The sequence below is a fragment of the Frondihabitans sucicola genome, from assembly GCF_030296615.1.
GTDB classification, from domain to species: domain Bacteria; phylum Actinomycetota; class Actinomycetes; order Actinomycetales; family Microbacteriaceae; genus Frondihabitans; species Frondihabitans sucicola.
In genome coordinates this window covers 2,551,358-2,574,856 of sequence record NZ_AP027732.1, presented here as the reverse complement: position 1 = coordinate 2,574,856, position 23,499 = coordinate 2,551,358, and the positions used below count along the sequence as shown (strand labels likewise).

Sequence of the window (23,499 nt, the reverse complement as noted above, 5' to 3'; positions counted from 1 at the left end):
ACTGATCGTGCTCGACGAAGACGATCGTCTCCTCCTCATGCTGACGAAGTCGCCGGACACCTCGGGTGCCTCGCGGTGGATCACGCCCGGCGGCGGCGTCGACCCGGGGAGAACCACCGGGACGCAGCGATCCGCGAACTCCACGAGGAGACGGGGCAGGTCATCTCCGATCCGGGCGAGGTCGTCTTCACCGAAGACTTCGAGGTGCCGTGGGACGCCGCCGATCACACCCACGGCCACGCGGAGTTCTACGTCGTGCACCTGCCGCACTTCGAGATCGTCGACGACGACTGGACCGACGACGAGAAGGTCGACATCCTCGAGTCGCGCTGGTGGAGCCTCGCCGAACTCGAGTCGACCGACGAGCACATCGAGCCGGCGCAGCTCGTCGATCGCCTGAAGGGGATCCTGGCGTGACCTCGTCGCGCACCCGCCCTCTCGAACTCGGCTTCCTGTCGTTCGTCTCCAACCCCTACGGCGACGCCGGAGCAGCTCGCGCCCTCCGCGACTCGATCACGATGTTCGAGCGCGCCGAGGAGCTGGGCTACGACGTCGGCTGGATCCGAGTGCGGCACTTCGAGGAGTTCCCCTCCAGCCCGCTCACTCTGCTCAGCGCGATCGCGCAGCACACTCGAACGATCCGGCTCGGGACGGGTGTCATCCCGCTCCGCTACGAAGACCCGATCCGACTCGCGGAAGACGCGGCGACCGTCGACCTCCTGAGCGACGGGCGCCTCGAACTCGGTCTCAGCACCGGAATCCCTCAGTTCGCCCCGATCTTCGACCCCGTGTTCGGCGAGTCCGAGCGCAGCTTCGGAGAAGAATCGCAGTACCGGATGGCGCGCCTGCGCGCGGCCATCGCTGGCGAGACCGTCGCCAACAGCGGTGCGGGCTACATGAGCATCCGCGCCGAGACCGACCTCATCGTGCGGCCGCACGCGCCGGGCCTGGCCGACCGGATCTGGTACGGGGCCGGATCCCTGGCGAGCGCGATCCGGACCGGCACCCAGGGCCTCGATCTGCACGTCTCGACACTCAACTCGGAGGAGACCGGCGACACGTTCTCCCTCGGGCAGGCCAAGCAACTCCGCGCCTATCGCAAAGCCTTCGCGGAGTCGCCGGCCGCGGCCGTCCGCGAGCCGCGGGTGGCCGCCGGTCGCGTGATCCTGCCTCTGCTGTCGACAGCCGACGAAGAGGCCTACGCGGGCTTCATCCGGGGCTACGCCGAGCGGATGCACGACGACGGGCGCCCGCACGACCCGAGCGTGGCGATCCGGTTCGACAGGGTCCACGCTGGGGAGCCCGCGCGCATCGTCGACGAGCTCCTCGCCGACGAGGCGCTCGACGAGGTCACCGAGCTGACCCTCACGCTCCCGGCGAACGGTGGTGCGGAGGCACACCTGCGCACGCTGGAAGCCGTGGCGGAGCACGTGGCGCCCGCCCTCGGCTGGACCCCGGTGGGCACCGCGGCCTGACCTCTCTCATCACATGTGTTGAGATTCAAGTTCGCCCGTTCGGCCGAGGCGTTCCCGGACGGCGCCTCCTAGGCTCGATGCATGGAGCTTTCCGTCGTCATCCCGACCTTCAACGAAGCACCGAACGTGGCAGAACTCGTCACCCGGATCGAGAAGGCGGTCGCGGGCACCGATGCAGAGATCCTCTTCGTCGACGACTCCACCGACGACACGCCCGACGTCGTGACCCAGGTCGCCACCGAGCACGAGATCCCGGTGCGGCTTCTCCACCGAGACGTCGCCGTCGGCGGTCTCTCCGGAGCCGTCATCGCGGGCCTCCGCCAGGCCACGGGCGAGTGGGCCGTCGTCATGGACGGCGACCTCCAGCACCGCCCCGAGACCATCCCCTCGGTCCTCGCGCAGGGCCGTGCCACCGAGGCCGACGTCGTCGTCGCCTCGCGCCACGTCGACGGCGGCTCCAGCGACGGCCTCTCCGGCGGCATCCGCCGAGCGGTGTCTCAGCTCTCCATCAAGGTGACGAAGGCGCTGTTCCCGAGCCGCCTCCACGGCACCACCGACCCCATGTCCGGCTTCTTCGGCGTGCGCCGCGACTCCGTCAAGCTCGACGGTCTCCACCCGCGCGGCTTCAAGATCCTCCTCGAGATCCTGGCTCGCCAGCCCCTCGAGATCCGCGAGGTGCCGCTCGTCTTCGACGCCCGGCTCGCCGGCACGTCGAAAGCCGACATGAAGCAGGGCATCGCCCTCGGCCGTCAGCTCTTCGACCTCAAGTTCGGCCGCATCTCGGGCTTCGCGGCCATCGGCGCACTCGGTGCCGTCGCCAACCTCGTCATCCTCTGGGGCCTGCAGCAGTTCGGCGTCGGCTACCTCGCGGCCGCGTGCATCGCCGCGGTCGTCACGATCATCGGCAACTTCCTGCTCCAGGAGCGCTTCATCTTCAACGACCTGAAGGCCGGCGCCCGCGGCGTCTGGAAGCGCTGGTGGCACACGTTCGCGTTCAACGGCACCGAGTCGGCGATCCGCACCTTCGCCCTCTGGGTGATCGTCGAGAACACGAACCTCCACAGCGTGCTGGTCCAGGCCGGGCTGATCGTGATCGGCTTCTCGCTGCGGTTCCTCTACCAGTCGCGGGTCGTCTACAAGCAGCACGAGCCGGTCGTCACGATCGACGACATCGTCGAGGGCGAGCCGACCGAGACGGCCCCCGCGGCCACCACGCCGGCCGCCGTCTAGCCTCGCCTACAGCCGCCTCACGGCGACACGAGGCCGTTCTCGTAGGCGTAGATGACGAGCTGAACGCGGTCGCGGAGCTCCAGCTTCCCCAGGATCCTGCTCACGTGCGATTTGACCGTCGCGTCGCTGAGCTGGCGGTGGGCGGCGATCTCGTTGTTGCTGAGGCCGGAGGCGAGCAGGGCGAAGATCTCCCGCTCGCGCGCCGTGAGGTCGCGAAGCGCGTCGGTGTCGACGTCCGTCGTCTTGCGGGCGAACCGCTCCACGAGCCCGGTCATCACCGACGGCGCCACGACGGCGGACCCGGCGTGGACGGTGCGGAGGAGGCGAGCAGGAACTCGGGGTCGGCGTTCTTGAGCAGAAAGCCGCTGGCCCCGGCCTGAATCGCCTTGAACGTCGTGTCGGTGAGCTCGAACGTGGTGAGAACCACGATCCGCAGGCCGGCGACGACATCGGCGGGATCGTCCGGGTGCAGGATCGCGGTGGTCGCCTCCACACCGCCGACTCCGGGCATCTCGAGGTCCATCAGAACCAGATCGACCGGCTGCGAGCGCGCGGCCGCGATCGCCTCGGCTCCGTCGCTCGCCTCCCAGACGACGTCGAAGTCGTCCTGGGAATCGAGGATCATGCGGATCCCGGCTCGGAAGAGCGGCTGATCGTCGGCGAGACCGACGCGGATGGTCGTCACTCGGAGCCTCCTGGGGCGTGGGGGATGGTGGCGTGGACCGTGAACCCGGCGGTACCGTCGGCACGGGGACGGGCCTCGACGGTGCCGCCGACCAGGCGAACACGTTCGATCATGCCCGCGATTCCGTAACCGCCCCGCGGAGACTCTCGCCGTTCGGTCGGTGCCTCGCCCGCCTCGATGCGCGCCAGCTCGCCGGTCGCGAGCAGCCCCGGCCCGTCGGTCTCGGTCGTCTTCGAGTCGACGGACACCCCCGCCTGCGTCCAGCCGACGGCGATGTCGACCCGCGTGCCGGGGCCTCCGTGTTTGAGGGCGTTCGTGAGCACCTCCTGCACGACCCGGTACAACGCGAGATCGCAGGATCGCGAGAGCTCGAGCCGATCCCCGGTCTCCGTGAAGCCGATCTCCAGCCCCGACGACTCCATGTTCGTCAGGAGGTTCTGCAGGTCGGCGGCGCCGAGAGAGCCCTGGTGCCCGTTGGCTCCGGCCAGGACGCTCAGGAGCTCGCTGACGTCGTCGAGCGCGGATCGCGCGGAGCGGTTGATGACGCCGAGGGCCTCCGTCGCCGCCTGCGGGTTCTTCGCCACGGCGTACCGGGCGCCGTCGGACTGCGCGATGATCACCGCCAGGGAGTGACCGATGGCGTCGTGCATCTCGCGGGAGATCCGGGAGCGCTCGGTCTCTTGCGCTACCCGGAGATCGGCGCGGAGGAGATCCTGCTCGCTCTCGAGGCGTTCGAGGCGGGCGGCGAGGAGCTCTCGCCGAACTCGGGCGATCATGCCCAGCAGCCAGAACACTGCGAGGGCCGCCGCCACGATGCCTGCCACACCGACGAAGTAGATGACGCGGGAGATCGCCTCCTGCGCTTCGGGCTGGCCCTGGGGGAGGAAGTCGCCGGTGATGAGGACGAGTTTGACGCTCGCGATGATGCCGCCGACCACGCTCGAGACGAGTCCGAGGCGCTGGACGAGGGGCTGCTCGGCGAGGCTGGTGGCGAAGATGACGACGGCGATCAGCACGTTGCCGTTGATGAACGACGGGAGGACGACGAGCTGCGTCAGGGCTCCCACCCAGGCGATGGCGAGGCCGACGCCGGGGGAGCGGCGACGGAACGCGATGGCCAGGGCGAACAGGGCGTCGACGGGGACCGTCTGCCAGCCCGTCCGCGTGACGTCGAGCGCGGCGAAGAACGCGAAGGCGACCACGGCGACGATGACGTCGACGAGGAACGGTCGGCGATCGATCGAGGTCCACACATCGACAACGGTAGTGCCGCGGGCGTCTTCACGGTCTCAAGGCGCAGACTGAGCGCATGTGCCGCCTGTTCGGACTCCACGCGGGCGATCGACGCACCGACGCCACCTTCTGGTTGGTCGACGCCTCCGACAGCCTGTCCGTCCAGAGCCGACGCAATCCCGACGGGTTCGGGATCGGCACGTTCCAGCCTGGGGAGTCCCGCTCGTCGACAAGGACGCCCTGCCCGCCTGGTCGGACCCCGACTTCGCCAGCGCCGCCCACCGGCTGCGCGGAACGACGATGATCGCCCATGTCCGGCACGCGAGCCAGGGCAGCATCTCACCGGCGAACGCCCACCCGTTCTCTCAGGACGGCCGGCTCTTCGCGCACAACGGCGACATCGGCGATCTGCCGGCGCTCGAGGCCCGATTGGCGTCGTTTCCGCCGTCGTCGCGGTGGGCCGTCAGGGGAGACGGACAGCGAGCGCTTCTTCGCGCTGATCACGGCGTCGACTCTCGCGTGCGGCGGCGACCTGGCGGCGGGCATCTCCTCGGCCGTCTCGTGGGTGATCGCCGAGCTGCCGGTCGTCTCTCTCAACTTCGTGCTGATCACGCCGACCGAGCTGTGGGCGCTGCGGTATCCGTCGACGAACTCGCTGTTCGTGCTGGAGCGGCCCGCAGGCGAGATGTTCCGGGGCGCCGGATCGGCGATGCGGGCTCAGTCGAACGACCTGGCGGCCGGAGCGTCGGTCGTCGTGGCGAGCGAGCGTCTCGACGACGATCCGCGGTGGCGCGAGCTCGACGCCGGCGAGCTCATCCGTGTCGGGCAGGATCGCGTCGTGCACCGCTCGAGCGTCGCCCCCTGACCCTTCCTGTCCCGAATTCGTCGCCAGGATTACTTCATGAAACACGTGACATACTGGATGAATCACGCCAGGATTCGAATGAGTCGACCGGCTCGATCGGAACCAAGGAAGGTTGTCCAGAGATGCAGTCCATTCGTTCACGCAGTGCCGCCTTGGCCGTGCTGCCCCTCGGCGCCATTTCACTGTCGTTCGTCCCAGCCTTTTCGGGGCTTGCAATTCTGCTGTGGGGGATCGGTCTGGCGCTGATGGCCGCGTCCGTCGTCTACAACCTGCAGAATCGACGAACCGGAGGTGTTTCCTCGCAGGATGACACACGGCCCCGCACCGCGCCCTACATTGCCATCGCTCTCATCGTCGTCGGCGGGCTCGTCGGAGCACTCATCACCGGCGCTTCGCCCGCGTCGGCGAACACCGGAGTCGCGCTCAAGCCTTCGACGGCCGTCAGCGTCGGCAGCCTTGCCACCGGTTCCGTCCAATCGACCCCTCTCGGGATCGCCCGAAATACTGGCAGGAGCCGCTGTTCGGGAGCCGGGAGTTGCATCTAATTCAGGGAGTCGCGCTCAACGACCAGGACAACAAAAAGCCAGGCCGGGAAGTCTTGGACTAAGGAAGCAGAACCTTGGGCAGGAATGAAGTCAACGTTTACTTTTCGTAGGAGCATGCCTACGAACGTGGCGCAGGCATCGTCCTTCGGGCATCGACTTTTTCGCGGACGCCGAAGAAGACGAGGACGAGGGCCGCAATGGGATTGATGAACCACCATTCGAAGAGGACTTTGAGTAGCAGGCGGAGTAGGTCCGCTGTCGACAGATAGGCGCAGGTCAGCGACTACTTAGAACGACAACGGCGGTCGCCGCTCCTAGTTTTGTTCCCGTCGTCCGAGCAACGACAGCCGGGGTCCGATGACGACGCCCAAGCCATGAGAATCGTGCCGAGGTGGGATGCTCAGGCCGAGCGCCCGGTGACTCCGAGGGCTGAACTCAGGGATGTAGGTATGTTGACCGAACTACGGGTGCGGGCGCTTAGTTGTGGAATTCGAACTCACGGCGGCCGCAGGTCTTCACGAGTCGTCACCCGCTCAGTATCGAGGCGGCACGTGACCCATGCCGCGGTTCGCTCGAAGAAGCAATCCGGTAGGTGGCGCGTCTTCTGACAAAAGTGCAACGGCCTTCTCACATTCACCCGATTGGCTCGTCCAGGTACTTAGCTAGTTGCCAGAAGGGAACTCCCAAGGCATTCGAAATTTTGCACCATGTCCTCAGGCTGCCCGTGGATCGCCCCTGTTCCAACTTGATAATGGCTGTCCGAGAGACACCCGATTCGTCGCGCAAACGCTCGAAGCTAAATCCCCGCTCGTGCCGAAGCCTTTCCAGGGCAGAACGCATGGCCTCGAAGTTCTCAGATCCAGAATTTGGCACCGTCCAAGACTTCCGCAACTCTAGCCATGGCACAGTACACAAAAGTGTACTAATTTGATGGCATGGCATCGTCAGCGGGCTCGCAGTCGGCTCAGGGATCTGACCTCCGTACGTGGTCCAGCGCGGCCGGCCGTCTAGAAATGTCACTCAAGGCCTTCGGCATCGATCCCGTGGACACCGTCAACGACCTCAGCTCGATCCTCGAGGCGCTCAGTGTCAACTCGCTTGGGCTGAAAAAAGCGCACCACCTGCTGCTACTGGAGCGGCTGACCATGGAAGAGCGGCCATCTCGACTCAATGGTCACCTAGAAGCCGACGACATCCGAGAGATCTTGGCGAGGATGTCGTTTCTCGACGTCGGCATGTCACTCACTCCCAACGAGGTGGCGTCCTTGCTGGGGTGTTCGACGCGTGTCGTACTCGACGACATTGAGTGGGGCAGGCTCCATGCGATCAGGGCCGCAGATCGGTACCTGTTGCCGTCGTGGCAGTTCGAATTTACAAGCGATGGCCGCAGCGCGAAGGTCATAACCCAGCAGATGGAGATGATCGTCGCGGCGATACCTCCGGAAATTCCCGCTGCATTCACGAGAGCCATCATGACGCTCGATGATCCGACTCTTCCGCGGCGTGGCAAAGATCACTTGTCGCCTCGGGATTTTCTGCTCAGCGGAGGTTCCGCTCGACCGGTCGCCGCAACGCTGCTCCGCTACCTGGAGGGTTCATCGGAGCGCCTCTTCGAAATTTGGAACATGGCATGACCGACGTCAGCGCCGGCCACATTCAATCCTTTCCGGGCGGAGCGCACTCCGTCAGGTTCGGACGCAACACCGCTGTGAGGGACGCAGCACGAGAGGAAAGTGAGCAGGTCAACCGGCCAGCTCGCTCCACGCGACGACCCGGCTTGGGGTCGCCTCACTCGAAAGCTGTCCCATGGATTCCGCCGTCTTCGTATCTGCCTCTTTCCAGCAAGTCCTCGCCTTCGCTGACACGCTTTCAATCGGGCGGGCCGGATTTCTCAGGGGACTCGCCGATGGAGTGCGCGGGTCTATTCGTGCATCGAGGACGCCGCAACGGTCTGGCGACTGGCCGTTGCCCGAAGCTGCCGAGAGCTTCTGTGCGACGAGCTACGCGCGGGAGCCGATCTTGACGACCAGTGTTTCGCGAGCAGCCACGCTCCTGACGATTCCCCAAGGCGAGGTCAGAGGGCTGATCGCTGCCGGCCGTCTTCTGGCGGTCCTCGTGGACGGGGAGCAGCGGGTTCCGCTTTGGCAATTCACAGAGGAGAGTCCCCGCGACCTCCTGCCGGGCCTGGAACAAATCCTTTCAAGTGCCGACGGAATGGACTGGCGACTCCTGAGCGCATTCATGACGACCCCTCAACGCGCTCTGAAGATGAATCTCGCTCTAAATGCCATCGAGTGGGCCCACGTCGGAGGAGCGGAGGACAGTCTGTTCTCCGCCCTTGAGGCCGCTCGTGACTGACCGACCTACTGAGGCTCGCCTGGAAGCGGACGCGTCCCTCCGACGAGACTCTCAGGGGCTGCACGCCCTCCTGCACTCGGGGGACGTCGACTCCGAAACGGGATGGGCGGCGGTCAATAGTGCCCTTAGGAGCGCGCCTGGTCCGGGCGCGTCGATGCTCACCGAGGACGTTCGTTCTTTCCTCGTGGACTCCGGGATTGTCACGAGCACGCAACTCTCGGACGCTGAGGAAGCCGCCCGGAGTGGGCAACTTCATGTAGAGCTGGCGGGAAGCCTCATTCTCAACATCGCGTCCGCGTTCGTCCCGCAAAGCCTCGCCTCATACCTAAACATCCCTCTTCAACAGGTCGATGCGTGGCTGGCCAGTGGCCTTTTGTCAGCATTCTTTGTGGGAAACCTCGTGCTCATTCCCGCCTGGCAAATCGACTCTTCGACCCATACCGGCCTGCTCAACAGCCTCCAGGGCCTGCACGATCTTGAAGACGCCAAACGAATCCATGACCTCGGCGACTTCATGTACGACGCTCAACCCACGCTGCGCCGACATGCGGCGGCCACTCCCGTCGGTTGGCTCAGCAGTGGAGGCGACATGCAACCCGTTCTAAATGCATTGAACGATCTTCAACGCACTATTGCCGATCGATCCGGGGTATGACCGCGTGGGTTCCCGACGCGGCGGATCCGCGCGTGGTCGTGGCGGGAGATTGGCACAGCAACATCATCTGGGCCATGAAGGTCATCCCTCGCGCCGCACAGATGGCGCCAGGGGCGAAGACGATCTTGCAATTGGGCGATTTCAACATCGGGCGAGGTCGCGTCGCCAAGGCTTTCGTGAACATGGTCGACGCCCGGTGCCGCGGCAATGGGATCGAGCAAGTTCTCATTACCCCCGGAAACCATGAAGACTATGGCCGCCTTAGAAGCACACCTGCATGGGTGCGACGAGAGCCCGTTCGGATCGGTCAGCACATCTGGGTCCTGCCACACGGATACCGTTTCGTGATCGGAGGGCGCACGTTCATGTCGTTCGGGGGAGCGGCGTCGGTAGATCGGCACCGGCGAAATGCTCACGGAAAAAACCGCGATTGGTGGCCAGACGAGGTCGCCCGCAAAGAAGCGTACGCGGAGGCCGCTCTATCGGGCCCGGCAGACATCATGCTCACTCACGAGGCCGTCAACGGCGCCACCGAAGCGACGGCAGGCATCGAGGAAGGACGGAACCCCGGCAGATGGCCAGCGGACCGACTCTGGGCGTCCGCCATCTCGCGCTCCCGAACAACAGACCTGTGGAATGCCATCCACCCTGGCATCCTGTTCCACGGCCACATCCACAGCCGAGCCGAAGCAACCCTCGAAGACGGCCGTCGCGTCTATTCCATGGCGCCCGATGAACGACCGGGAAATATCGGCGTTCTTGAACTAGAAACGCTCCACTGGAGGTGGGGATGAGGTGGCAACGAGGTTCGCGGACGACCATCTCCCGACTCACAGGGAGGCGATTGTGCTGACGAGACCCGCAGTCGACATACAGCAGGGCCTGGAGCGCGTGCTCGCGTCGGTGATCTCCCGATGCGAACCCATCTTGGCGACGTCACGATGGGGCGGAGCCGTTCTCCTCCCGTCCAGCTATCTCGCACCCTGGATCCCGCTCGTCACCGAGCTGGTCGCTCTCAACCAGCCCGATATCCAGCGCGTCGATGCGGGCATGCACACCTCGCGCTGGGACTCCATCACAGATCTCTACGATTCCGACTCCGGCACGTGGAAGGTCGGAACCTCTGACGAGTTGTTCATCTTCGACATGGATGCCCGGCAGCTCTATGGCCAGCGGACGGGAAGTGGTGGAACCCCAATGGGACGTGAAGGCTTCGGCGCCATTGTCGAGGTCAGCGTCGGAGCCGTGGCGACCTGGTCTACTGCCCGGATAGGGGAAGTGACGCAGAGATCCTCTAGATCAGCCGTCACGGGGATCTACCGTCTCGACGAGAGAAGCTCCCTCACATCGGAGAGTGAGGCCGACGTGACGCCATCGGGACAGTTCCCTGCGCGACGATCGATTTCCGTCCACGACGCTTCTGGCCAATTCACCGACCTGGTCGCCGACGTTGCCAGTCGAGGAGATCAAATCAGCATCGAGACTCACTCCGGCAGCGCGTTGATGATTGCGGTCGATATCTTTGACAGCCTTGCATTCTTGGCCCAGGGCGTCGGAGAGCTATTTCCCTTGAGTCAAAGTCCTTCGGAAATCACTGACGTCGTCCACATCGGGCAGCAGATCGTTGAGTTGCGCGACAACGACCAAGGTCTCTGGCACGTGCAAACTGAGAATCACAATTTCATCTTCGACATGGGTGACCGAACTATCCGCGAAGCGGCGACCGACGATGACGGCGAACTTCTTTTCGACAGAACTCGCCTCCGCCTTCCGGAAATTGAAAAGTGCCGCGTCGGCGCGACAATTGCATGGCAAGGGGAAATATCGGTGGGTGGAGGCTTCGTGGGCAATGCGGATGACTCCGCCGTACTCGCCATCACGCGCCTGGATCCTTGGTCGTTTTGATGTCGTAAGTCCAGATATGGATAGCCCGCAGGATTGCCACGTCGATTGGCCGGTTCCCGCTTGTCTCTCGATGTGTGTTTTTCATGCCGCTTGGACCTGTGTCCGTGCTGACGGGTGAACGTGAAGCGAAAGACGACTATGTCAAAGTGTCTCGGACCCACTAGGGCACTCAAGCGGAACCCACTTAAGGCCTTCGCGGACGCTCGTGATGTGGAGCGGTCCTCGGGCTAAATGGAGCTGATGTCTTCTTCGAGGTGCCGGTAGATGGTGCCGCGTGAGACGCCGAAGGTGTCAGCAATCTGCTGGACGGTATAGGTCTTCTCGTCGTACATCGCTCGGGCCTGCTTGGCTTTCGTGGCGGTCATCTTTGAACGCCCGCCGCCTTTTCGGCCGCGGGCTCGGGCGGCAGCTAAACCGTCCTTCGTGCGTTCGACGATGAGGTCGTGCTCGAACTCCGCAATGGCCGCGAGCATGTGGAAGAACAGCCGGCCGCCGGGGGTGGTCGTGTCGATGCCCTGCGACAGGGCTCTGAGGCCAACGCCGCGGCGCTCGAGTCCGTTAGCGATCTCTTTCAGGTTCCGGACGGAGCGGCCGAGTCGGTCGAGTTTCGTGACGACTAGAGTGTCGCCTTCGCGGAGGTAGTCGAGGGCATCATCCAGGGCGGGCCGTTTCGCGAGAACCCCGGAGGCATGCTCGACGAACACCTTGTCGCAGGCGGCCGCCTCGAGGGCGTCCGTTTGTGCGTCGAGGTTCTGCTCTTGGGTGGAGACGCGGGCGTAGCCGACGGATGCCATGGCAGAACTGTACCTCGAACGTGTCTTACGGAACATAGGTCGCGGACACGGGCCATGGGACATGACGCGCCGACTCTTGAGCAGCTCTGCGTGACTGTCTCGTGGACGGTCGTTTGTTGCACACCTGAAGACAGAGCTCTCCTTAACGATGGAGGGGTGCGTTTTTTGAGCTAGTCGCTCTTGCGAGCGGCTTTCGCCCGGTGCATGCGAGCGACGCGGCGTGCAGCCTTGTCGTTCAGCACGGGCCACGCGGTACGGATGGCGGTCGCGATGATGCCTGTTGCGACGGCGAATCCGATTGCGTAGCCCGCGGCAGCAGGGATCTCAATCGACAGCTGGAGCATGGAACCTCCACCGTTGATGCTGCCGACCCAGGGGTCGGCTCACGAACCTCGCGGCGTGCGGGTCCGAGGCTGATGTTTCTCGCGGGCGAGAACAGCGAGGTGCCGCCGGTGCGGTGGCCTCGCGGTGGGTGTGCTGACCGATGGCGCAAAGAGGCGACCGTTTTCGGGCACAAAAAAACCGACCCAAGGGCCGGCTGTTTTTCACGCGCTAAAAGCGCAGGACCATTGTGACATGAATTCAGACTGACCTGCAAGGGGCGGCTGCGTGACTAGGGCTCGTCGGCCTGTTACGGTCATCTGAACAAGTGATCAGATGAGGAGTCGGCATGGCGAGCGATCTGGCGAGCATCGATAGTTGCGAGCTGAAGATGGTCGACCCGGACAAGGTCGACCTGGTTCGACGCAGCCTGCCCGACGCGGAAGACGTCGTCGAGCTGGCGGACGTGTTCTCTCTTCTCGGCGACCCAGGCCGGCTTCGCCTTCTGATGTCTCTTCTCGAAGGCGGTGAGATGTGTGTGCGATCTCGCGGCGACAACGGCGATGAGCGAAAGCTCTGTCAGTCACGCACTCCGGCTCCTTCGGGCGCACCGGGTGGTGTCGGTCGCACGTCGTGGGCGGATGGCGTACTACCGCCTCGACGACGGCCACGTCCGGATGCTCCTCGACCTCGGGCTCACCCACACCGGTCACACGGTCGCGATCCACCCCGAGACCACCGGAACCGACCAGTGACCGACACCCACCAGCACGACAAAGCACACAGCCACGGGGCCGCCCCCGACGCGAACACCCGGCTCCTCAGCATCGCCCTGGCCCTGATCGTCGGTTTCCTCCTCATCGAGGTCATCGTCGCCATCATCTCCGGCTCGCTGGCACTGCTCTCGGACGCCGGTCACATGCTCACCGACGCCGCCGCCCTCGCCGGGTCGCTCGTCGCGATCCGACTCGCTGCCCGCCCCAGCAGCTCAAGGTGGACATTCGGGCTGAAGCGCGCCGAGATCCTCTCCGCCGCGGTGAATGGCGTCACCCTCGTCGTCATCAGTGGCATCGTCGCCGTCGAAGCCATCCGACGCCTCCTCGACCCACCCGAGGTCGAAGGCGGCCCGGTCCTCGTCGTCGCGCTCCTCGGAGTGGCCGTGAACCTCGTCGCCGTGTGGGTGCTAGCGAAAGCCAACCGTCAGAGCCTGAACGTCGAAGGGTCCTTCCAGCACATCCTCACCGACCTGTATGGGTTCATCGCCACCGTCGTCGCCGGGATCGTCATCCTCGTCACCGGCTTCACCCGCGCCGACTCCATCGCCTCCCTGATCGTTGTGGTCTTGATGCTGCATGCGGCGTGGGGGCTGCTGAAAGACTCCGGCCGCATCCTCCTCGAGGGCACCCCAGAAGGTGTGGACCTTGACGCCATCCGAGGGCACCTACTCGAACCCGCCCACGTTCTCGCAATCCACGACCTCCACGCGTGGACCGTCACCTCGGACCTCCCCGCCCTGTCAGCGCACGTGACCCTGACGGACGAGTGCTTCCAGGACGGCCACGCACCCCGAGTCCTCGACGAACTGCAAGCGTGCCTGGTCGGCCATTTCGACGTCGAGCACAGCACCTTCCAACTCGAACCCGCCGGCCACACCGCCCACGAACCCGGAACGGACCACGCATGACCAGCACCGAAGCCCTCGCTGTCCCGCCTCGTACCCGGATCTTACGCCGCCGGATACGGCTGATCGTCGCGGCGACCATCACCTACAACGCCATCGAGGCGGTCGTCGCGATCACCGCCGGTACCATGGCCTCCTCCGCAGCCCTCGTCGGCTTCGGCCTAGATTCCATCGTCGAAGTCCTCTCCGCCGCGGCAATCGCCTGGCAATTCACCGCCCGCGATCCCGAGGCCAGGGAGCGGACCGCCCTCCGCGTCATCGCAATTTCGTTCTTTGCTCTCGCGATCTACGTCACCATCGACGCCGCCCTGTCGCTAACAGGCGTCCGTCAGGCCGAGCACAGCCCCATCGGCATCGTCCTCACCGTCATCAGCTTGCTGATCATGCCTGCCCTGAGCCTTGCCGAACGCCGCACCGGACGAGAACTGGGATCGGCGTCCGCGATCGCCGACTCCAAACAGACCCTCATCTGCGCCTACCTGTCCGCGGCGGTCCTCGTCGGGCTCCTGCTCAACAGCTTGTTCGGGTGGACCTGGGCCGACCCCATCGCAGCCCTCGTCGTCGTCGGCTTCGCCGTCAAAGAAGGCGTCGAGGCATGGAAGGGCGACAGCTGCACCGTTCCCGTATCCGTGCTGACCGGTGAACGCGAAGCGGAAGAGGACGACTAGCTCCCCTCCAGGTCATAGCGTCAGGCGAACAGGTCGGAGGTGATGCGCGCCGCGACCGCTTCCCTCAAGGGCCGGACGGAGTCCACGTCCCAGTTCTCCGGATTCGGGAAGGACCACTCCAACACCCGTCCCGCGGGCGTGCTCGGCAAGACTAGGCCAGGCTTCATGAGGACGACGACGTCGGCCTCTTGGAGGTCGGTGACGGTGACGGCCCGCGGTTCCCGCTGGCTGATGTCCATCCCCAGCTCCGCGATACTCGCCGCGACGGCCGGGTTCACTGTCTTGTCGGGCGCGATCCCCGCTGAGGTGACCGTGTAGTCGTTTCCGGCGAGGTGTTCGAGGAGGGCTGCGCCGAGTTGGGAGCGGCCGGCGTTGTGCTGGCAGATGAACAAGACGGTGGGCTTGTCGGTCATGCGGTCACCGCCTGGCGGTGCTCGCGGGACCATGCCTGGGTGGCGATCTGCACCGCGTCCCACGGGGAACCGAGCGGTGGTGTGTAGGAGAGGTCGAGTTCGCTGACCTGCTCCACGGTGAGGCCGGCGTGCAAGGCGACGGCGTACGTGTCGACGCGTTTGGCGGTCTCGGTGCCAAGACGGCCGACGAGCTGAGCGCCGAGGAGTTTGCCGTCGCGGCTGTCGCCGGTGACGCGGATCGAGATCGGTTGCGCGCCCGGGTAGTACTTCTTGTGGTCATCCGCGATCGCGGTCGTGCTGACGGGGGCGAACCCGGCAGCGGCGGCTTCGTGTTCGCGAAGGCCGGTCCGGGAGGCGACGAGGTCGAACACTTTCACGACCTGAGTGCCGACGGATCCCGCGAACCGGGCGGTGCCACCGAGGGCGTTCTCGCCGGCGACGCGGCCCTGCTTGTGAGCCGTCGTCCCGAGAGGGAGATACGTCAAGCCGAGGAGGCGGTGGTGGGTGGTGACCCCGTCACCGGCCGCGAACACGTCGGGAAGACCCGTCCGCATCGTGTCGTCGACGACGACCGCCCGGCCAGCACCAAGCGTCGCGCCGGCGCGCTCGAGGAGGTCCGTGTTCGGGCGGACCCCGACGACAACCAGGACAACGTCGGCCGTGTGGGTGACGGGGGTGCCCTGGTGGGTGGCGCTGACGGTGAGGCTGTCGCCGGTTTTGTCGATGCGGTTCACGATGGTGTCCGTGAGGACGGTGACGCCGTGGTCGGTGAGTTCAGTGTGAACGAGGGCGCCGAGTTCGGGGTCGAGGGTGGAGAGCACTTCCGGACCGCGCTGAATCTGGGTCGTCTTGATGCCGCGGACGGTGAACGCTTCCGCCATTTCAAGGCCCACGTAGCCGGCGCCGACGATGATCGCGGTCTCAGGGTTCCGGGTCTCGAGGAACCGGTCGAGGGCGAAGGTGTCGCCCATGGAGTGGATGACGTGCACCCCGTCGTCCGGCCCCAGGATGTCGAGGCCGTCGATGCCGGCGCGGGAGGGCAGCGCCCCGGTGCCGACCATGAGGGCGTCGTAGGCGATGAGGGATCCGGTGCCGTCGAGGGCGCGGACGGCGAGGCGGTGACCTACGACGTCGATCGACGTCGCGAACGTCTCCAACCGGAGGTTCATCCCGGTCGCTTCGAGGTCGGCATGGGTGCGGTGAGCGAGGGACTGCCAGGGCTGCACTTCGCGGGAGAAGAAGTACGGAATCCCGCAGATGGAGAAGTTCGGGTAAGCGTCCGCGACGACCACGGTCACGTCTACGGACGGGTCGAGTTCGCGGGCGCGGAGGGCGGCGGAGATGCCGGCGTCCGATCCGCCGATGGCAACGAGATGCATGAGAGGGCCTTTCGGGGCGGGTCAGGCGGACGCCTGGTCGAGGTGCGGGATGACGACGTCGTCGGCGGACCGGGCGACGTCGGGATAGAGAACGAGAAGCAGGGCACAGCCGACCGCGGCTCCCACCAGCTGGACGCCGATGAAGGCGGGGGCGGAGGTGGGGGCGATGCCGGCGAAGGTGTCGGTGAAGATCCGGCCGATGGTCACGGCAGGGTTCGCGAACGAAGTCGAGCTGGTGAACCAATACGCCGCCCCGATGTACGCCCCGACCGCAGGAGCAGCCAGGGCCCCGCGGCCGGTGCGTGCGAGGGCAAAGATCACCAGGATCAGCCCTGCCGTGGCGACGATCTCCCCGAGGAGATGCCCGCCAGTGGCGCGGTGCGTGGTTGCGATGGTCGTGCGGGTGTCGAACATGGTGTTCGCCAGGACTGCTCCGAGGATCGCCCCAACGACCTGCGCGACAACGTAGGGAAGGACCATCGCTGAACGGAGCCCGGTGCGGGTGCGACGGCCAAGAGCCCAGTCCGCCAGCGTGACCACCGGGTTGAAGTGCGCCCCCGAGATCGGACCGAGCATCAGGATCAGAACCGTCAGGCCGAAAGCGGTAGCGAGGCTGTTCTCCAGCAGTTGCAGCCCGACGTCGCGCGGGCTGAGCTGCTGGGCCATGATCCCCGAACCGACAACGACCGTCACCAGAAGAGCCGTCCCGAGCAGCTCCGCCAGCAGGCGGCGCAGGAGATCGGTGCGTGGGATCGGGGTCAAGAAGGGCACTTGCACATCTTGACGCCAAGACGGTACCTCAGTCAAGATTGAGGTAATGAACGCTGAGCTAACAGAGATGATCGAGGCGCGGGCTGCGAAACATGCCGCCCTGGCCGATCCGGCACGCCTACGGATCGTCGACCTGTTAACCCTTGGGGATGTCTCCCCGACCGACATGAGCCAGCAGCTCGGCATGCCCTCGAACCTCGTGGCGCATCACCTGAAGGTGCTGGAAGGCGTGGGCATTCTGGTTCGGGTCCGGTCAGAGGGCGACCGCAGGCGCAGCTATCTCCACCTCGCCCCAGGTTCCTTGTCGGGGCTGACTCCGACATCCTCGGTCGCCGGCCACCGGGTTGTGTTCGTTTGCACCGGGAACTCCGCCCGGTCACAGCTCGCCGCAGCGCTGTGGGCCAGCGCCAGCAGTATCCCTGCCGCATCCGGGGGAACTCACCCCGCCGAGCGCGTCGAACCGGGCGCTATCCGGGCAGCGAAGCGGCACCACCTGAACCTGCAAGAGGCCACCCCGCAAATGCTCTCTGACGTTCTCGCGCCGGATGACTTCGTGGTCACGGTCTGCGACAACGCCCATGAGGAACTCTCCGTCCCGTCCGGGCTGCACTGGTCGATCCCCGACCCTGTCCGTCTGGGCACGGATGCGGCATTCGAGGCCGCTTTCACGGACCTCGAACACCGCATCCAGGAACTTGCGCCCCGTCTCGCCCCCGCCTAGCGGCGACTGGTTCGCTCAAGCGGTGACGGGGGCACGGCCGATCTGCAGAAGTGTCGATGCAGGGGCGCAGCAGGCGCCGCCTCTGGCGCCGGTGGGGTCGTCGAACAACCCTGCCCCGCCACACACGCCGGTGTCAGGGAGGATGAGGTCGATGCGGGCGGCGGCCTCGTGGTCGCCGGCCAGTTCCGCGACGACGCTGCGGATCTGCTCGTATCCGGTCATCGCCAGGAACGTGGGCGCGCGGCCGTAGGACTTCGCGCCGACGAGGTAGAAATCCTGTTCCGGTTGTGCCAGGTCCGCAGCTCCGGTGGCTCGGACGGACCCGCAGCTATGTACGTTGGGGTCGACCTCCGCCGCGATTCGGATGGGTGCCTGCAACGTGGCATCCAGCTCGAGGCGCACCTCCGACAGGAACGACAGGTCGGGTCGGAACCCGGTCAGGGCGACGACGAGGTCTGCCTCGGGCAGGGCGCGTCCGTCTTCGGAGATGAGGACGGCGCCGGTGTCGGTGGTGTTGATTCGTTCGACGCGGAACCCGGTGACGAGATCCACGATCCCCGCCTCGACGGACTTCTGCGCACGAGCGCCGAGGGCTCCGCGCTCGGGCAGCTCGTCGGCCGTGCCGCCACCGAATGTGTTCCCAACGCCACCTCGACGAAGGACCCATGTGATGCGGGTATCGGGGTGCTGTTTGGCGACGCGGGTGAGTTCGTTGATCGCGGTCGCCGCGGAGTGCCCACTGCCCACGACGACCGTGTGTTTGCCGGCGAACCGGTCATGGTCGTGGAAGTCAGGGATGCGATCGGAGATGAACGCGGCCGCTGCCTTCTCGCCGAGGGCGGGGAGACCGTCGGCGCCCAGCGGGTTCGGGGTCGACCAGGTTCCCGACGCGTCGATGACAGCACGAGCGGTGATGCGTTCCTCGGTCCCGCCGGCGTTGACGTGAACGGTGAAGGGCTGCTCGCTTCGGCCCGCATCCACCAGCCGGTCACGGCCCTGCCGACCGATACCAGTCACGGTGGTGCCGTACCGCACCCGGTCACCCAACGCCTCAGCGAGAGGCGAGAGGTAGCGGCTGATCCACTGCGCTCCGGTCGGGTAGCCCTTCGCCGGAGCCGTCCATCCGGTTCCTTCAAGCAGCCGGCCGGCCGTGGTGTCGACGAGTTCTGACCAGTCCGAAAACAGCCGGACGTGGCCCCACTCATTCACAGCGGCCGCCGGGCCGTCGCCAGCTTCGAGTACCAGGGGGTCAAGGCCACGTTCGAGAAGGTGGGCGGCAGCGGCAAGGCCCTGCGGGCCGGCGCCGATGACGACAACGGGAAGATCAGACACGGGAAAACTCCTCGGATCGACAACAATCAATACATCGACTGTGCTCGATACATCGACAGATGTCAATGCGACTGGCAGAATGAGGCCATGACCACCAGTGCCTCGCTTCTCGCGCCCACCGACGCGGCGTGCTGCGCCCCGACCAGTGAGGACGCCCTCACGGCGTCCGCAGCGGAAGACGTCGCCAAGGTGTTCAAGGCGCTCGGCGATCCCACCCGAGTGCGGCTCCTGTCACTCATCGCGGCAAGCCCTACGGGGAAGCCTGCATCTGTGACCTCACGGCACCGGTCGGGCTGTCGCAGCCCACGGTGTCGCATCACATGAAGCAGCTCGTCGACGCCGGCCTTGCCATCCGCGAACAGCGCGGCAAATGGGCGTACTACCGTGCCGACTTCGCCGCCCTCACCGCCAGCAGTCGGACCCTCAACCCGGCATGACCGAGGTGACGATCCGTGCGATGAAGGCGGGCGACTGGCCTGCCGTCGAACGGATTTACGCCGAGGGCATCGCGTCGGGTAACGCGACCTTCCAGGACAAGCCTCCGTCCTGGGAGGAGTTCGATGGCGGAAAAATTCGAGGACTCCGACTCGTCGCCGTGGACACGCAGGACAACGTCGTCGGGTGGGCGGCCGCGTCGAGCGTGTCGTCGCGGCCGGTGTATCAGGGGGTCATCGAGCACTCCATCTATGTCTCCAAGAACGCCCGCGGTGCCGGGGTTGGCCACCTGCTCCTGGCGGAATTCATCACCACATCCGAAGCAGCGGGAGTCTGGATGATTCAATCCGCGGTCTTCCCCGAGAACCGCGGAAGCCTCGCCCTTCATGCCGCCCACGGATTCCGAGAGGTCGGCATCCGGGAACGCATTGGGCGGATGAGCTTCGGCCCGTGGGCAGGACAGTGGCGAGACAACGTCTTCCTCGAACGCCGCAGCACCGTCACCGGAACCAACTAGGAACGACGCCCCTCGCCTAAGAATGCGCTTTGAAGGATCGCCGCTTGGGTGACAGCGGCGGAGTCAAATCGCCGGCTGCGACGAAATGCCAACGACAACTGAGCGACGTGCTGCGATCGCGCCAGTGCGACGTACGGAACAGCGTTCTCCATCTCGCGGAGACGCGTCTGCCTCCTCGTCAGGGTGAGGCATTTCGTCTCGTCCCTGGTCAGTGCGTTGGCGCCGATACGATTGACGCAGTGCTGCAATGGGGGAGAGTCCGTGGTCGAAAAAGTTCAGTGGCGGACAATTTCCCGCGAGGACTTCGAGCGAATCGTGAACGTGCTTATCACTCGTGACGGTGACGCCCTCGGATACGCCGCTTCGGCACCCAGCGGCCGCGGCGGTGACGGCGGCATCGACATCGTCTTTCGGGACAAGACATCTGGTTCAGTCGTCCATGTGTTTCAACTGAAGCATTTCCCTGAAGGCTTTTCGGGGGCTGGCGTGACAGTCGACGCAAGCAAATCAAGAAGTCGTTCACGACAGCGACAGCCCTGGGCATGCCGGACTGGACCTTGGTGGTGCCAGAAGAGTTTACGGACGCCGAACAAAAGTGGGTTTCGAAGCTGAGCGATGGCACCTCGATTCGAACTCACATTCTTGGCTCCGTTGAGCTGGACAGACTCCTCGCCAAACATCCCGACGTCCAAGACTGGAGCGTGCGCAGCGCGGTGGACTTGGCCCTTTCAAGGATTGGCCATAAGGATGCAGCACCTAGAACTCTTCAAGAGGCCCACGACGGGCTAGCTCGGTACATTGCCGACCAGAACACTTTCAGCCTGTACTGGGGTCGCCGACTGGCTGTCGTCGACGGATTGCCAGGGTGGGAATTGTACGCGAAGAGGGAAGACGCAGCGGACATGGAACCGCTGTCGATCACGGTCAACATGTTGTTCGGCCGTGAGGATGCGGAACTGGCAAAACTGACGAAAGATGTGTTCGGCTACGGACGGGGCACGCGTCTCGACTTGCCGGAGCAGAACGTCCATTCACTGGTCTATGACGGGCCGGCCGACTGGTTTTCGGGGACGGAGAGCGGCTATGCAGTCTCGGTAATCCCCGTTCGTGACGCTCACCAAGGTGAACCAGCCCGCATCGACTCATACGCCGCTGACGGCACGCACCTTGGCGGGCTTACTGGCACGAGCACCGATGTGGGGAACGGCACGGAAGGCGGCTTTATCGAGGTGTCCTTCGAAGAAGTCCTTTCAATGTTCTGGCGCTTCCCACGAGACAGCCTTTCTGGTTCCACAGACATGACCTTTGATGCTGTGGGACGGTCCGGCGTGGCCGTCAACCGGGTAGTTCGCTTTATGGACACCCTTCCTCGGGCTCAACGACTCCGGCTCACCCTGAGTGGAAAGTCGGTCAGCGCGGCGCTCCCACAGGGGGCAGACCTAAGAGCGGCTGACCCAAAATTGAGCGAGTATGCCGAGGACTTGTCTGTGATCGAGAAGTTGGGCGATGTGACCTTCGCTTTTCCGCAGGAGTTGCCTGAGGCTGCGGAGCGTATTTGGACGCGGATCGCACGGATGCTGCTGGAAGGAAAATGCGCCCTCATCCCTAACTATTCTTCGATGAAAGCCACTCTCAGCGGCTCAATGGACGAGGGCCTGATGGTCTTGCTGGACGCGGGAGGTGCCATCTTAAACCGGAGCGTTTCCGGGGAGAAGGTTCAGGCGTCAACGTGCTGGACAATCCAGTCTTAATACCCGAACCAAACATTTTTCACCCAAGGATGAAAATCGCGGATGCCGACGAGGTGCGAAGGCGACTCTTGGGCGGCACGGCAAAGGGCATGAATATCAGACTGGAGCCCATGGATGGAACCCCGTTCCGGATCTATAGTTCTGAACTTCTAAAAAATGACCTTGTCGTTCCGGAGCCATGGTCAATCACCGGGATACCCGAGCATAGGGATCTTGCCCGTATTCGGCTGGAAGCGGGACTCAGCTGAGAGCCGACCGAGCCTTGGTGTCGGGATGAGGGAGAGATTCAAATAGGCAGCGCGAGGAAATCCACAAGCCTGCATGAATCAAGCCCTCAATCTGGCTGGTCTTCACTGCGAATCGACGCGACATAGCGGGCGTAGGCGGAGGCGGAGTCTTTTGCGTGAGCCTCAATGGTTTGCGGCCGATAGCCGAGTGCGTCGGCGATCACAGGGATCGGGCCGAGTTTGGAGAGTTCGTGGAGGGTACCAAGGCGCGCGGCGCGTGCGCTGAAGTATTGCTTTAGCCGGTTCCGCATGTGACTCGGGTTGACGTGATAGCCGGGCTTGGTCCCGGGGAAGACCCAAGAGCTATGCGGGTGGGCCGCGGTCTGCATGTTCGGCGAGTGGGCCGCAAGCTGCCGCCATGGCTCGTCGAGGGGAGCCGGGAGGTCGATGTCGAACCCGCCCATGCGAATTGTGACGAGACCGTCTTCGATGCGCACCCGGTCCCAGGTAAGGGTCACGATGTCTCGAACCTGCTGGCCGAAGACGAGGACGAGCGTCGCCGCTATTCGCTCACGGGGCGCCAGCTCGTCGGTATGGACGACGCGTTCAAGGGCGGCTCCTTGAGCCGAAGCATCCAGTCGCTCGGCCGTGCCACGCCGGTGCGGTGCAATTGTCAAGTCGGGCTTTACGAGACGGGTCTTGATAGCCCAACGAAGGAATCGATTGGCGATCTTTCGTGTCGAAGGTCCAGTGTTAATCCACTCGTCGAGATGCGCTTGACGGACGTCCGCGAAGAGCACTCCCTCATGATGTAGCCAGTTAAGAAAGTCGATGGCAACCGTGACGGTCTGCTTCGAGCGAAGGAATGTGCCGATCGTCACCTCGTCCATCTGCTGCATGCGCCGTAGGTGCTGCCACCGGACGTAGCGGACCACGATAGCTTTATCCGGCGCGTGGACGAGTCGCTCGACGGCTTCGTTGGACCACGCGGTGTAGCGGACGAGATAGTCGTCGCGGGTGACGATGATTCCGTGCTCGACAAGGAGGCCGCGGACGTATTCGCGCGTCTTCGTTTTTGGGAGGGCATCAAGGCTCTCCTGAGTGATCGTGTCTGAGGTGGCGAGGGTGCGGAGGAATGCCTGAACGTGATCCTGTCTAATCCAGGTGAGCCCGCTGTTTGCCCTCTTCATCCCTTTGAGTGCCGTCGCCAGGGGGACAAGCGCGGGGAGATTGTGCCGGTCGACGGGTTCGTCAGGGCGGAATCCACGGCTTCACGGAGTGTGCAGTTCCAGCACCGTCCACCTGAATAGAGTTCGTCCTCGGTTCCGCATGAGACGCAGTCGATGTTGAGCTTTACACCGCTGCATGCTCGGCACGCCGGCTGCCCCCCAACCATGCCAGGAAGGACCCCCTCGTGCCCACAGGCGCAGACCCCACGGGTGCGCTTGGCTTTCATGTAGCAGTTGACGCAGACGCTCCCTTCAGTCCCGAAAAAAGCTGCCAGGGCCCGATGCTCATGACAGCGCGCGCAGGCAAGC

The 23,499-nt window shown here is 64.8% G+C and carries 27 protein-coding genes and 2 pseudogenes; 18 read left to right on the top strand and 11 right to left on the bottom strand.

Features of this window, described 5'->3' with window-relative positions:
* Window positions 1–75 precede the first annotated feature (75 nt).
* From QUE79_RS13290 to QUE79_RS13280, 3 genes are all read left to right on the top strand, one after another.
* Window positions 76–417, top strand: a complete 342-nt coding sequence (locus tag QUE79_RS13290; RefSeq protein WP_286343530.1) for an NUDIX domain-containing protein — start codon at window positions 76–78, stop codon at window positions 415–417.
* A complete protein-coding gene (locus QUE79_RS13285) occupies window positions 414–1,475 on the top strand; it encodes an LLM class flavin-dependent oxidoreductase (protein ID WP_286343529.1) in 1,062 nt (353 codons plus the stop codon). Before QUE79_RS13290 ends, QUE79_RS13285 begins: the two co-directional genes overlap by 4 nt.
* Before the next feature lie 81 nt (window positions 1,476–1,556).
* Window positions 1,557–2,705, top strand: a complete 1,149-nt coding sequence (locus tag QUE79_RS13280) for a glycosyltransferase (protein ID WP_286343528.1) — start codon at window positions 1,557–1,559, stop codon at window positions 2,703–2,705.
* 17 nt (window positions 2,706–2,722) lie between these two features.
* On the opposite strand, the gene QUE79_RS26185 is transcribed toward QUE79_RS13280, so the two are convergent.
* The 3 genes from QUE79_RS26185 to QUE79_RS13270 are packed head-to-tail and all read right to left on the bottom strand — an operon-like array spanning window position 2,723 to window position 4,643.
* The gene (locus QUE79_RS26185) at window positions 2,723–2,980 is read right to left on the bottom strand and encodes a response regulator transcription factor (RefSeq protein WP_434011001.1); all 258 of its coding nucleotides are present in this window, start codon (window positions 2,978–2,980) and stop codon (window positions 2,723–2,725) included.
* Window positions 2,980–3,390: a response regulator gene (locus QUE79_RS26180; protein WP_434011000.1), complete on the bottom strand. Its 411-nt coding sequence runs from the start codon at window positions 3,388–3,390 to the stop codon at window positions 2,980–2,982. Before QUE79_RS26180 ends, QUE79_RS26185 begins: the two co-directional genes overlap by 1 nt.
* Entirely contained in the window at window positions 3,387–4,643 is a 1,257-nt protein-coding gene (locus QUE79_RS13270; RefSeq protein ID WP_286343527.1) for a sensor histidine kinase, read from the bottom strand. The genes QUE79_RS26180 and QUE79_RS13270 overlap by 4 nt, the downstream gene beginning before the upstream one ends.
* A gap of 280 nt (window positions 4,644–4,923) precedes the next feature.
* Between QUE79_RS13270 and QUE79_RS25605 the strand changes: the two are divergent.
* Window positions 4,924–4,974, top strand: a pseudogene (locus tag QUE79_RS25605) (hypothetical protein); the annotation flags it as partial.
* 636 nt (window positions 4,975–5,610) lie between these two features.
* Window positions 5,611–6,033 (top strand): hypothetical protein, encoded by a 423-nt coding sequence (locus QUE79_RS13260; RefSeq protein WP_286343525.1) that lies wholly within the window; start codon window positions 5,611–5,613, stop codon window positions 6,031–6,033.
* A 633-nt stretch (window positions 6,034–6,666) separates the two neighbouring features.
* Here QUE79_RS13260 and QUE79_RS25600 read toward each other — a convergent pair.
* The gene (locus tag QUE79_RS25600; RefSeq protein WP_350271544.1) at window positions 6,667–6,873 is read right to left on the bottom strand and encodes a helix-turn-helix transcriptional regulator; all 207 of its coding nucleotides are present in this window, start codon (window positions 6,871–6,873) and stop codon (window positions 6,667–6,669) included.
* A 173-nt stretch (window positions 6,874–7,046) separates the two neighbouring features.
* On the opposite strand from QUE79_RS25600, the gene QUE79_RS13255 reads away from it, so the two are divergent.
* The 5 genes from QUE79_RS13255 to QUE79_RS13235 all read left to right on the top strand — a co-directional run bounded on the left by QUE79_RS13255 (window position 7,047) and on the right by QUE79_RS13235 (window position 10,951).
* The gene (locus tag QUE79_RS13255) at window positions 7,047–7,667 is read left to right on the top strand and encodes a hypothetical protein (RefSeq protein ID WP_286343524.1); all 621 of its coding nucleotides are present in this window, start codon (window positions 7,047–7,049) and stop codon (window positions 7,665–7,667) included.
* Between the two features lie 172 nt (window positions 7,668–7,839).
* On the top strand, window positions 7,840–8,391 hold the full coding sequence (locus tag QUE79_RS13250; protein ID WP_286343523.1) for a hypothetical protein: 552 nt from the start codon (window positions 7,840–7,842) through the stop codon (window positions 8,389–8,391).
* Window positions 8,392–8,545: 154 nt separating this feature from the next.
* On the top strand, window positions 8,546–9,046 hold the full coding sequence (locus QUE79_RS13245; protein WP_286343522.1) for a MerR family transcriptional regulator: 501 nt from the start codon (window positions 8,546–8,548) through the stop codon (window positions 9,044–9,046).
* A complete protein-coding gene (locus QUE79_RS13240; protein WP_286343521.1) occupies window positions 9,043–9,840 on the top strand; it encodes a metallophosphoesterase family protein in 798 nt (265 codons plus the stop codon). The genes QUE79_RS13245 and QUE79_RS13240 overlap by 4 nt, the downstream gene beginning before the upstream one ends.
* A 1-nt stretch (window position 9,841) precedes the next feature.
* Window positions 9,842–10,951 (top strand): hypothetical protein, encoded by a 1,110-nt coding sequence (locus tag QUE79_RS13235; RefSeq protein WP_286343520.1) that lies wholly within the window; start codon window positions 9,842–9,844, stop codon window positions 10,949–10,951.
* Between the two features lie 227 nt (window positions 10,952–11,178).
* Here QUE79_RS13235 and QUE79_RS13230 read toward each other — a convergent pair whose 3' ends face one another.
* Entirely contained in the window at window positions 11,179–11,745 is a 567-nt protein-coding gene (locus tag QUE79_RS13230; RefSeq protein WP_286343519.1) for a recombinase family protein, read from the bottom strand.
* 170 nt (window positions 11,746–11,915) lie between these two features.
* On the bottom strand, window positions 11,916–12,089 hold the full coding sequence (locus QUE79_RS13225; protein ID WP_286343518.1) for a hypothetical protein: 174 nt from the start codon (window positions 12,087–12,089) through the stop codon (window positions 11,916–11,918).
* Window positions 12,090–12,629: 540 nt separating this feature from the next.
* Between QUE79_RS13225 and QUE79_RS25595 the strand changes: the two genes are divergently transcribed.
* Genes QUE79_RS25595 through QUE79_RS13210 form a run of 3 tightly spaced genes read left to right on the top strand, consistent with a single transcriptional unit; the run spans window position 12,630 to window position 14,415 of the window.
* On the top strand, window positions 12,630–12,821 hold the full coding sequence (locus QUE79_RS25595) for a hypothetical protein (RefSeq protein ID WP_350271543.1): 192 nt from the start codon (window positions 12,630–12,632) through the stop codon (window positions 12,819–12,821).
* Window positions 12,818–13,750 (top strand): cation diffusion facilitator family transporter, encoded by a 933-nt coding sequence (locus QUE79_RS13215; RefSeq protein ID WP_286343517.1) that lies wholly within the window; start codon window positions 12,818–12,820, stop codon window positions 13,748–13,750. The genes QUE79_RS25595 and QUE79_RS13215 overlap by 4 nt, the downstream gene beginning before the upstream one ends.
* Window positions 13,747–14,415: a cation diffusion facilitator family transporter gene (locus QUE79_RS13210; RefSeq protein WP_286343516.1), complete on the top strand. Its 669-nt coding sequence runs from the start codon at window positions 13,747–13,749 to the stop codon at window positions 14,413–14,415. The genes QUE79_RS13215 and QUE79_RS13210 overlap by 4 nt, the downstream gene beginning before the upstream one ends.
* Before the next feature lie 20 nt (window positions 14,416–14,435).
* Here the strand turns inward: QUE79_RS13210 and QUE79_RS13205 are convergent, their stop codons facing one another.
* Genes QUE79_RS13205 through QUE79_RS13195 form a run of 3 tightly spaced genes read right to left on the bottom strand, consistent with a single transcriptional unit; the run spans window position 14,436 to window position 16,978 of the window.
* Entirely contained in the window at window positions 14,436–14,828 is a 393-nt protein-coding gene (locus QUE79_RS13205) for an arsenate-mycothiol transferase ArsC (protein WP_286343515.1), read from the bottom strand.
* Window positions 14,825–16,207, bottom strand: coding sequence for an FAD-dependent oxidoreductase (locus QUE79_RS13200; RefSeq protein WP_286343514.1), 1,383 nt, complete (start codon window positions 16,205–16,207; stop codon window positions 14,825–14,827). The genes QUE79_RS13205 and QUE79_RS13200 overlap by 4 nt, the downstream gene beginning before the upstream one ends.
* Window positions 16,208–16,228: 21 nt before the next feature.
* Window positions 16,229–16,978 carry an aquaporin gene (locus tag QUE79_RS13195; protein WP_434010999.1) on the bottom strand — a complete coding sequence of 250 codons (750 nt, stop codon included), beginning with the start codon at window positions 16,976–16,978 and terminating at the stop codon, window positions 16,229–16,231.
* A 46-nt stretch (window positions 16,979–17,024) separates the two neighbouring features.
* On the opposite strand from QUE79_RS13195, the gene QUE79_RS13190 reads away from it, so the two are divergent.
* Window positions 17,025–17,699: an arsenate reductase/protein-tyrosine-phosphatase family protein gene (locus QUE79_RS13190; protein WP_286343513.1), complete on the top strand. Its 675-nt coding sequence runs from the start codon at window positions 17,025–17,027 to the stop codon at window positions 17,697–17,699.
* 15 nt (window positions 17,700–17,714) lie between these two features.
* Here the strand turns inward: QUE79_RS13190 and QUE79_RS13185 are convergent, their stop codons facing one another.
* Complete coding sequence (locus QUE79_RS13185) at window positions 17,715–19,031, bottom strand: NAD(P)-binding domain-containing protein (RefSeq protein ID WP_286343512.1); 1,317 nt, start codon at window positions 19,029–19,031, stop codon at window positions 17,715–17,717.
* An 87-nt stretch (window positions 19,032–19,118) separates the two neighbouring features.
* Between QUE79_RS13185 and QUE79_RS13180 the strand changes: the two are divergent.
* From QUE79_RS13180 to QUE79_RS13170, 4 genes and pseudogenes are all read left to right on the top strand, one after another.
* Window positions 19,119–19,468 (top strand): annotated as a pseudogene (locus tag QUE79_RS13180) (ArsR/SmtB family transcription factor).
* A complete protein-coding gene (locus QUE79_RS13175; protein WP_286343511.1) occupies window positions 19,465–19,983 on the top strand; it encodes a GNAT family N-acetyltransferase in 519 nt (172 codons plus the stop codon). The pseudogene QUE79_RS13180 and the gene QUE79_RS13175 overlap by 4 nt, the downstream one beginning before the upstream one ends.
* A 183-nt stretch (window positions 19,984–20,166) precedes the next feature.
* Entirely contained in the window at window positions 20,167–20,595 is a 429-nt protein-coding gene (locus QUE79_RS25590; RefSeq protein ID WP_350271542.1) for a restriction endonuclease, read from the top strand.
* The gene (locus QUE79_RS13170; RefSeq protein ID WP_286343510.1) at window positions 20,526–21,734 is read left to right on the top strand and encodes a hypothetical protein; all 1,209 of its coding nucleotides are present in this window, start codon (window positions 20,526–20,528) and stop codon (window positions 21,732–21,734) included. Before QUE79_RS25590 ends, QUE79_RS13170 begins: the two co-directional genes overlap by 70 nt.
* A gap of 334 nt (window positions 21,735–22,068) precedes the next feature.
* Here QUE79_RS13170 and QUE79_RS13165 read toward each other — a convergent pair whose 3' ends face one another.
* On the bottom strand, window positions 22,069–23,151 hold the full coding sequence (locus tag QUE79_RS13165; RefSeq protein WP_286343509.1) for a site-specific integrase: 1,083 nt from the start codon (window positions 23,149–23,151) through the stop codon (window positions 22,069–22,071).
* Between the last annotated feature and the right edge of the window lie 348 nt (window positions 23,152–23,499).

Excerpts from the sequence above, each read along its gene's own strand:
- QUE79_RS13280 (WP_286343528.1), top strand. The coding sequence starts at position 1,557 with ATGGAGCTTTCCGTCGTCATCCCGACCTTCAACGAAGCACCGAACGTG.
- QUE79_RS26185 (WP_434011001.1), bottom strand. The coding sequence starts at position 2,980 with ATGACCGGGCTCGTGGAGCGGTTCGCCCGCAAGACGACGGACGTCGAC.
- QUE79_RS13260 (WP_286343525.1), top strand. The coding sequence starts at position 5,611 with ATGCAGTCCATTCGTTCACGCAGTGCCGCCTTGGCCGTGCTGCCCCTC.
- QUE79_RS25600 (WP_350271544.1), bottom strand. The coding sequence starts at position 6,873 with ATGCGTTCTGCCCTGGAAAGGCTTCGGCACGAGCGGGGATTTAGCTTC.
- QUE79_RS13255 (WP_286343524.1), top strand. The coding sequence starts at position 7,047 with ATGTCACTCAAGGCCTTCGGCATCGATCCCGTGGACACCGTCAACGAC.
- QUE79_RS13250 (WP_286343523.1), top strand. The coding sequence starts at position 7,840 with ATGGATTCCGCCGTCTTCGTATCTGCCTCTTTCCAGCAAGTCCTCGCC.
- QUE79_RS13245 (WP_286343522.1), top strand. The coding sequence starts at position 8,546 with ATGCTCACCGAGGACGTTCGTTCTTTCCTCGTGGACTCCGGGATTGTC.
- QUE79_RS13240 (WP_286343521.1), top strand. The coding sequence starts at position 9,043 with ATGACCGCGTGGGTTCCCGACGCGGCGGATCCGCGCGTGGTCGTGGCG.
- QUE79_RS13230 (WP_286343519.1), bottom strand. The coding sequence starts at position 11,745 with ATGGCATCCGTCGGCTACGCCCGCGTCTCCACCCAAGAGCAGAACCTC.
- QUE79_RS13225 (WP_286343518.1), bottom strand. The coding sequence starts at position 12,089 with ATGCTCCAGCTGTCGATTGAGATCCCTGCTGCCGCGGGCTACGCAATC.
- QUE79_RS25595 (WP_350271543.1), top strand. The coding sequence starts at position 12,630 with ATGAGCGAAAGCTCTGTCAGTCACGCACTCCGGCTCCTTCGGGCGCAC.
- QUE79_RS13210 (WP_286343516.1), top strand. The coding sequence starts at position 13,747 with ATGACCAGCACCGAAGCCCTCGCTGTCCCGCCTCGTACCCGGATCTTA.
- QUE79_RS13205 (WP_286343515.1), bottom strand. The coding sequence starts at position 14,828 with ATGACCGACAAGCCCACCGTCTTGTTCATCTGCCAGCACAACGCCGGC.
- QUE79_RS13200 (WP_286343514.1), bottom strand. The coding sequence starts at position 16,207 with ATGCATCTCGTTGCCATCGGCGGATCGGACGCCGGCATCTCCGCCGCC.
- QUE79_RS13190 (WP_286343513.1), top strand. The coding sequence starts at position 17,025 with ATGAACGCTGAGCTAACAGAGATGATCGAGGCGCGGGCTGCGAAACAT.
- QUE79_RS13175 (WP_286343511.1), top strand. The coding sequence starts at position 19,465 with ATGACCGAGGTGACGATCCGTGCGATGAAGGCGGGCGACTGGCCTGCC.
- QUE79_RS13170 (WP_286343510.1), top strand. The coding sequence starts at position 20,526 with ATGCCGGACTGGACCTTGGTGGTGCCAGAAGAGTTTACGGACGCCGAA.
- QUE79_RS13165 (WP_286343509.1), bottom strand. The coding sequence starts at position 23,151 with ATGAAGAGGGCAAACAGCGGGCTCACCTGGATTAGACAGGATCACGTT.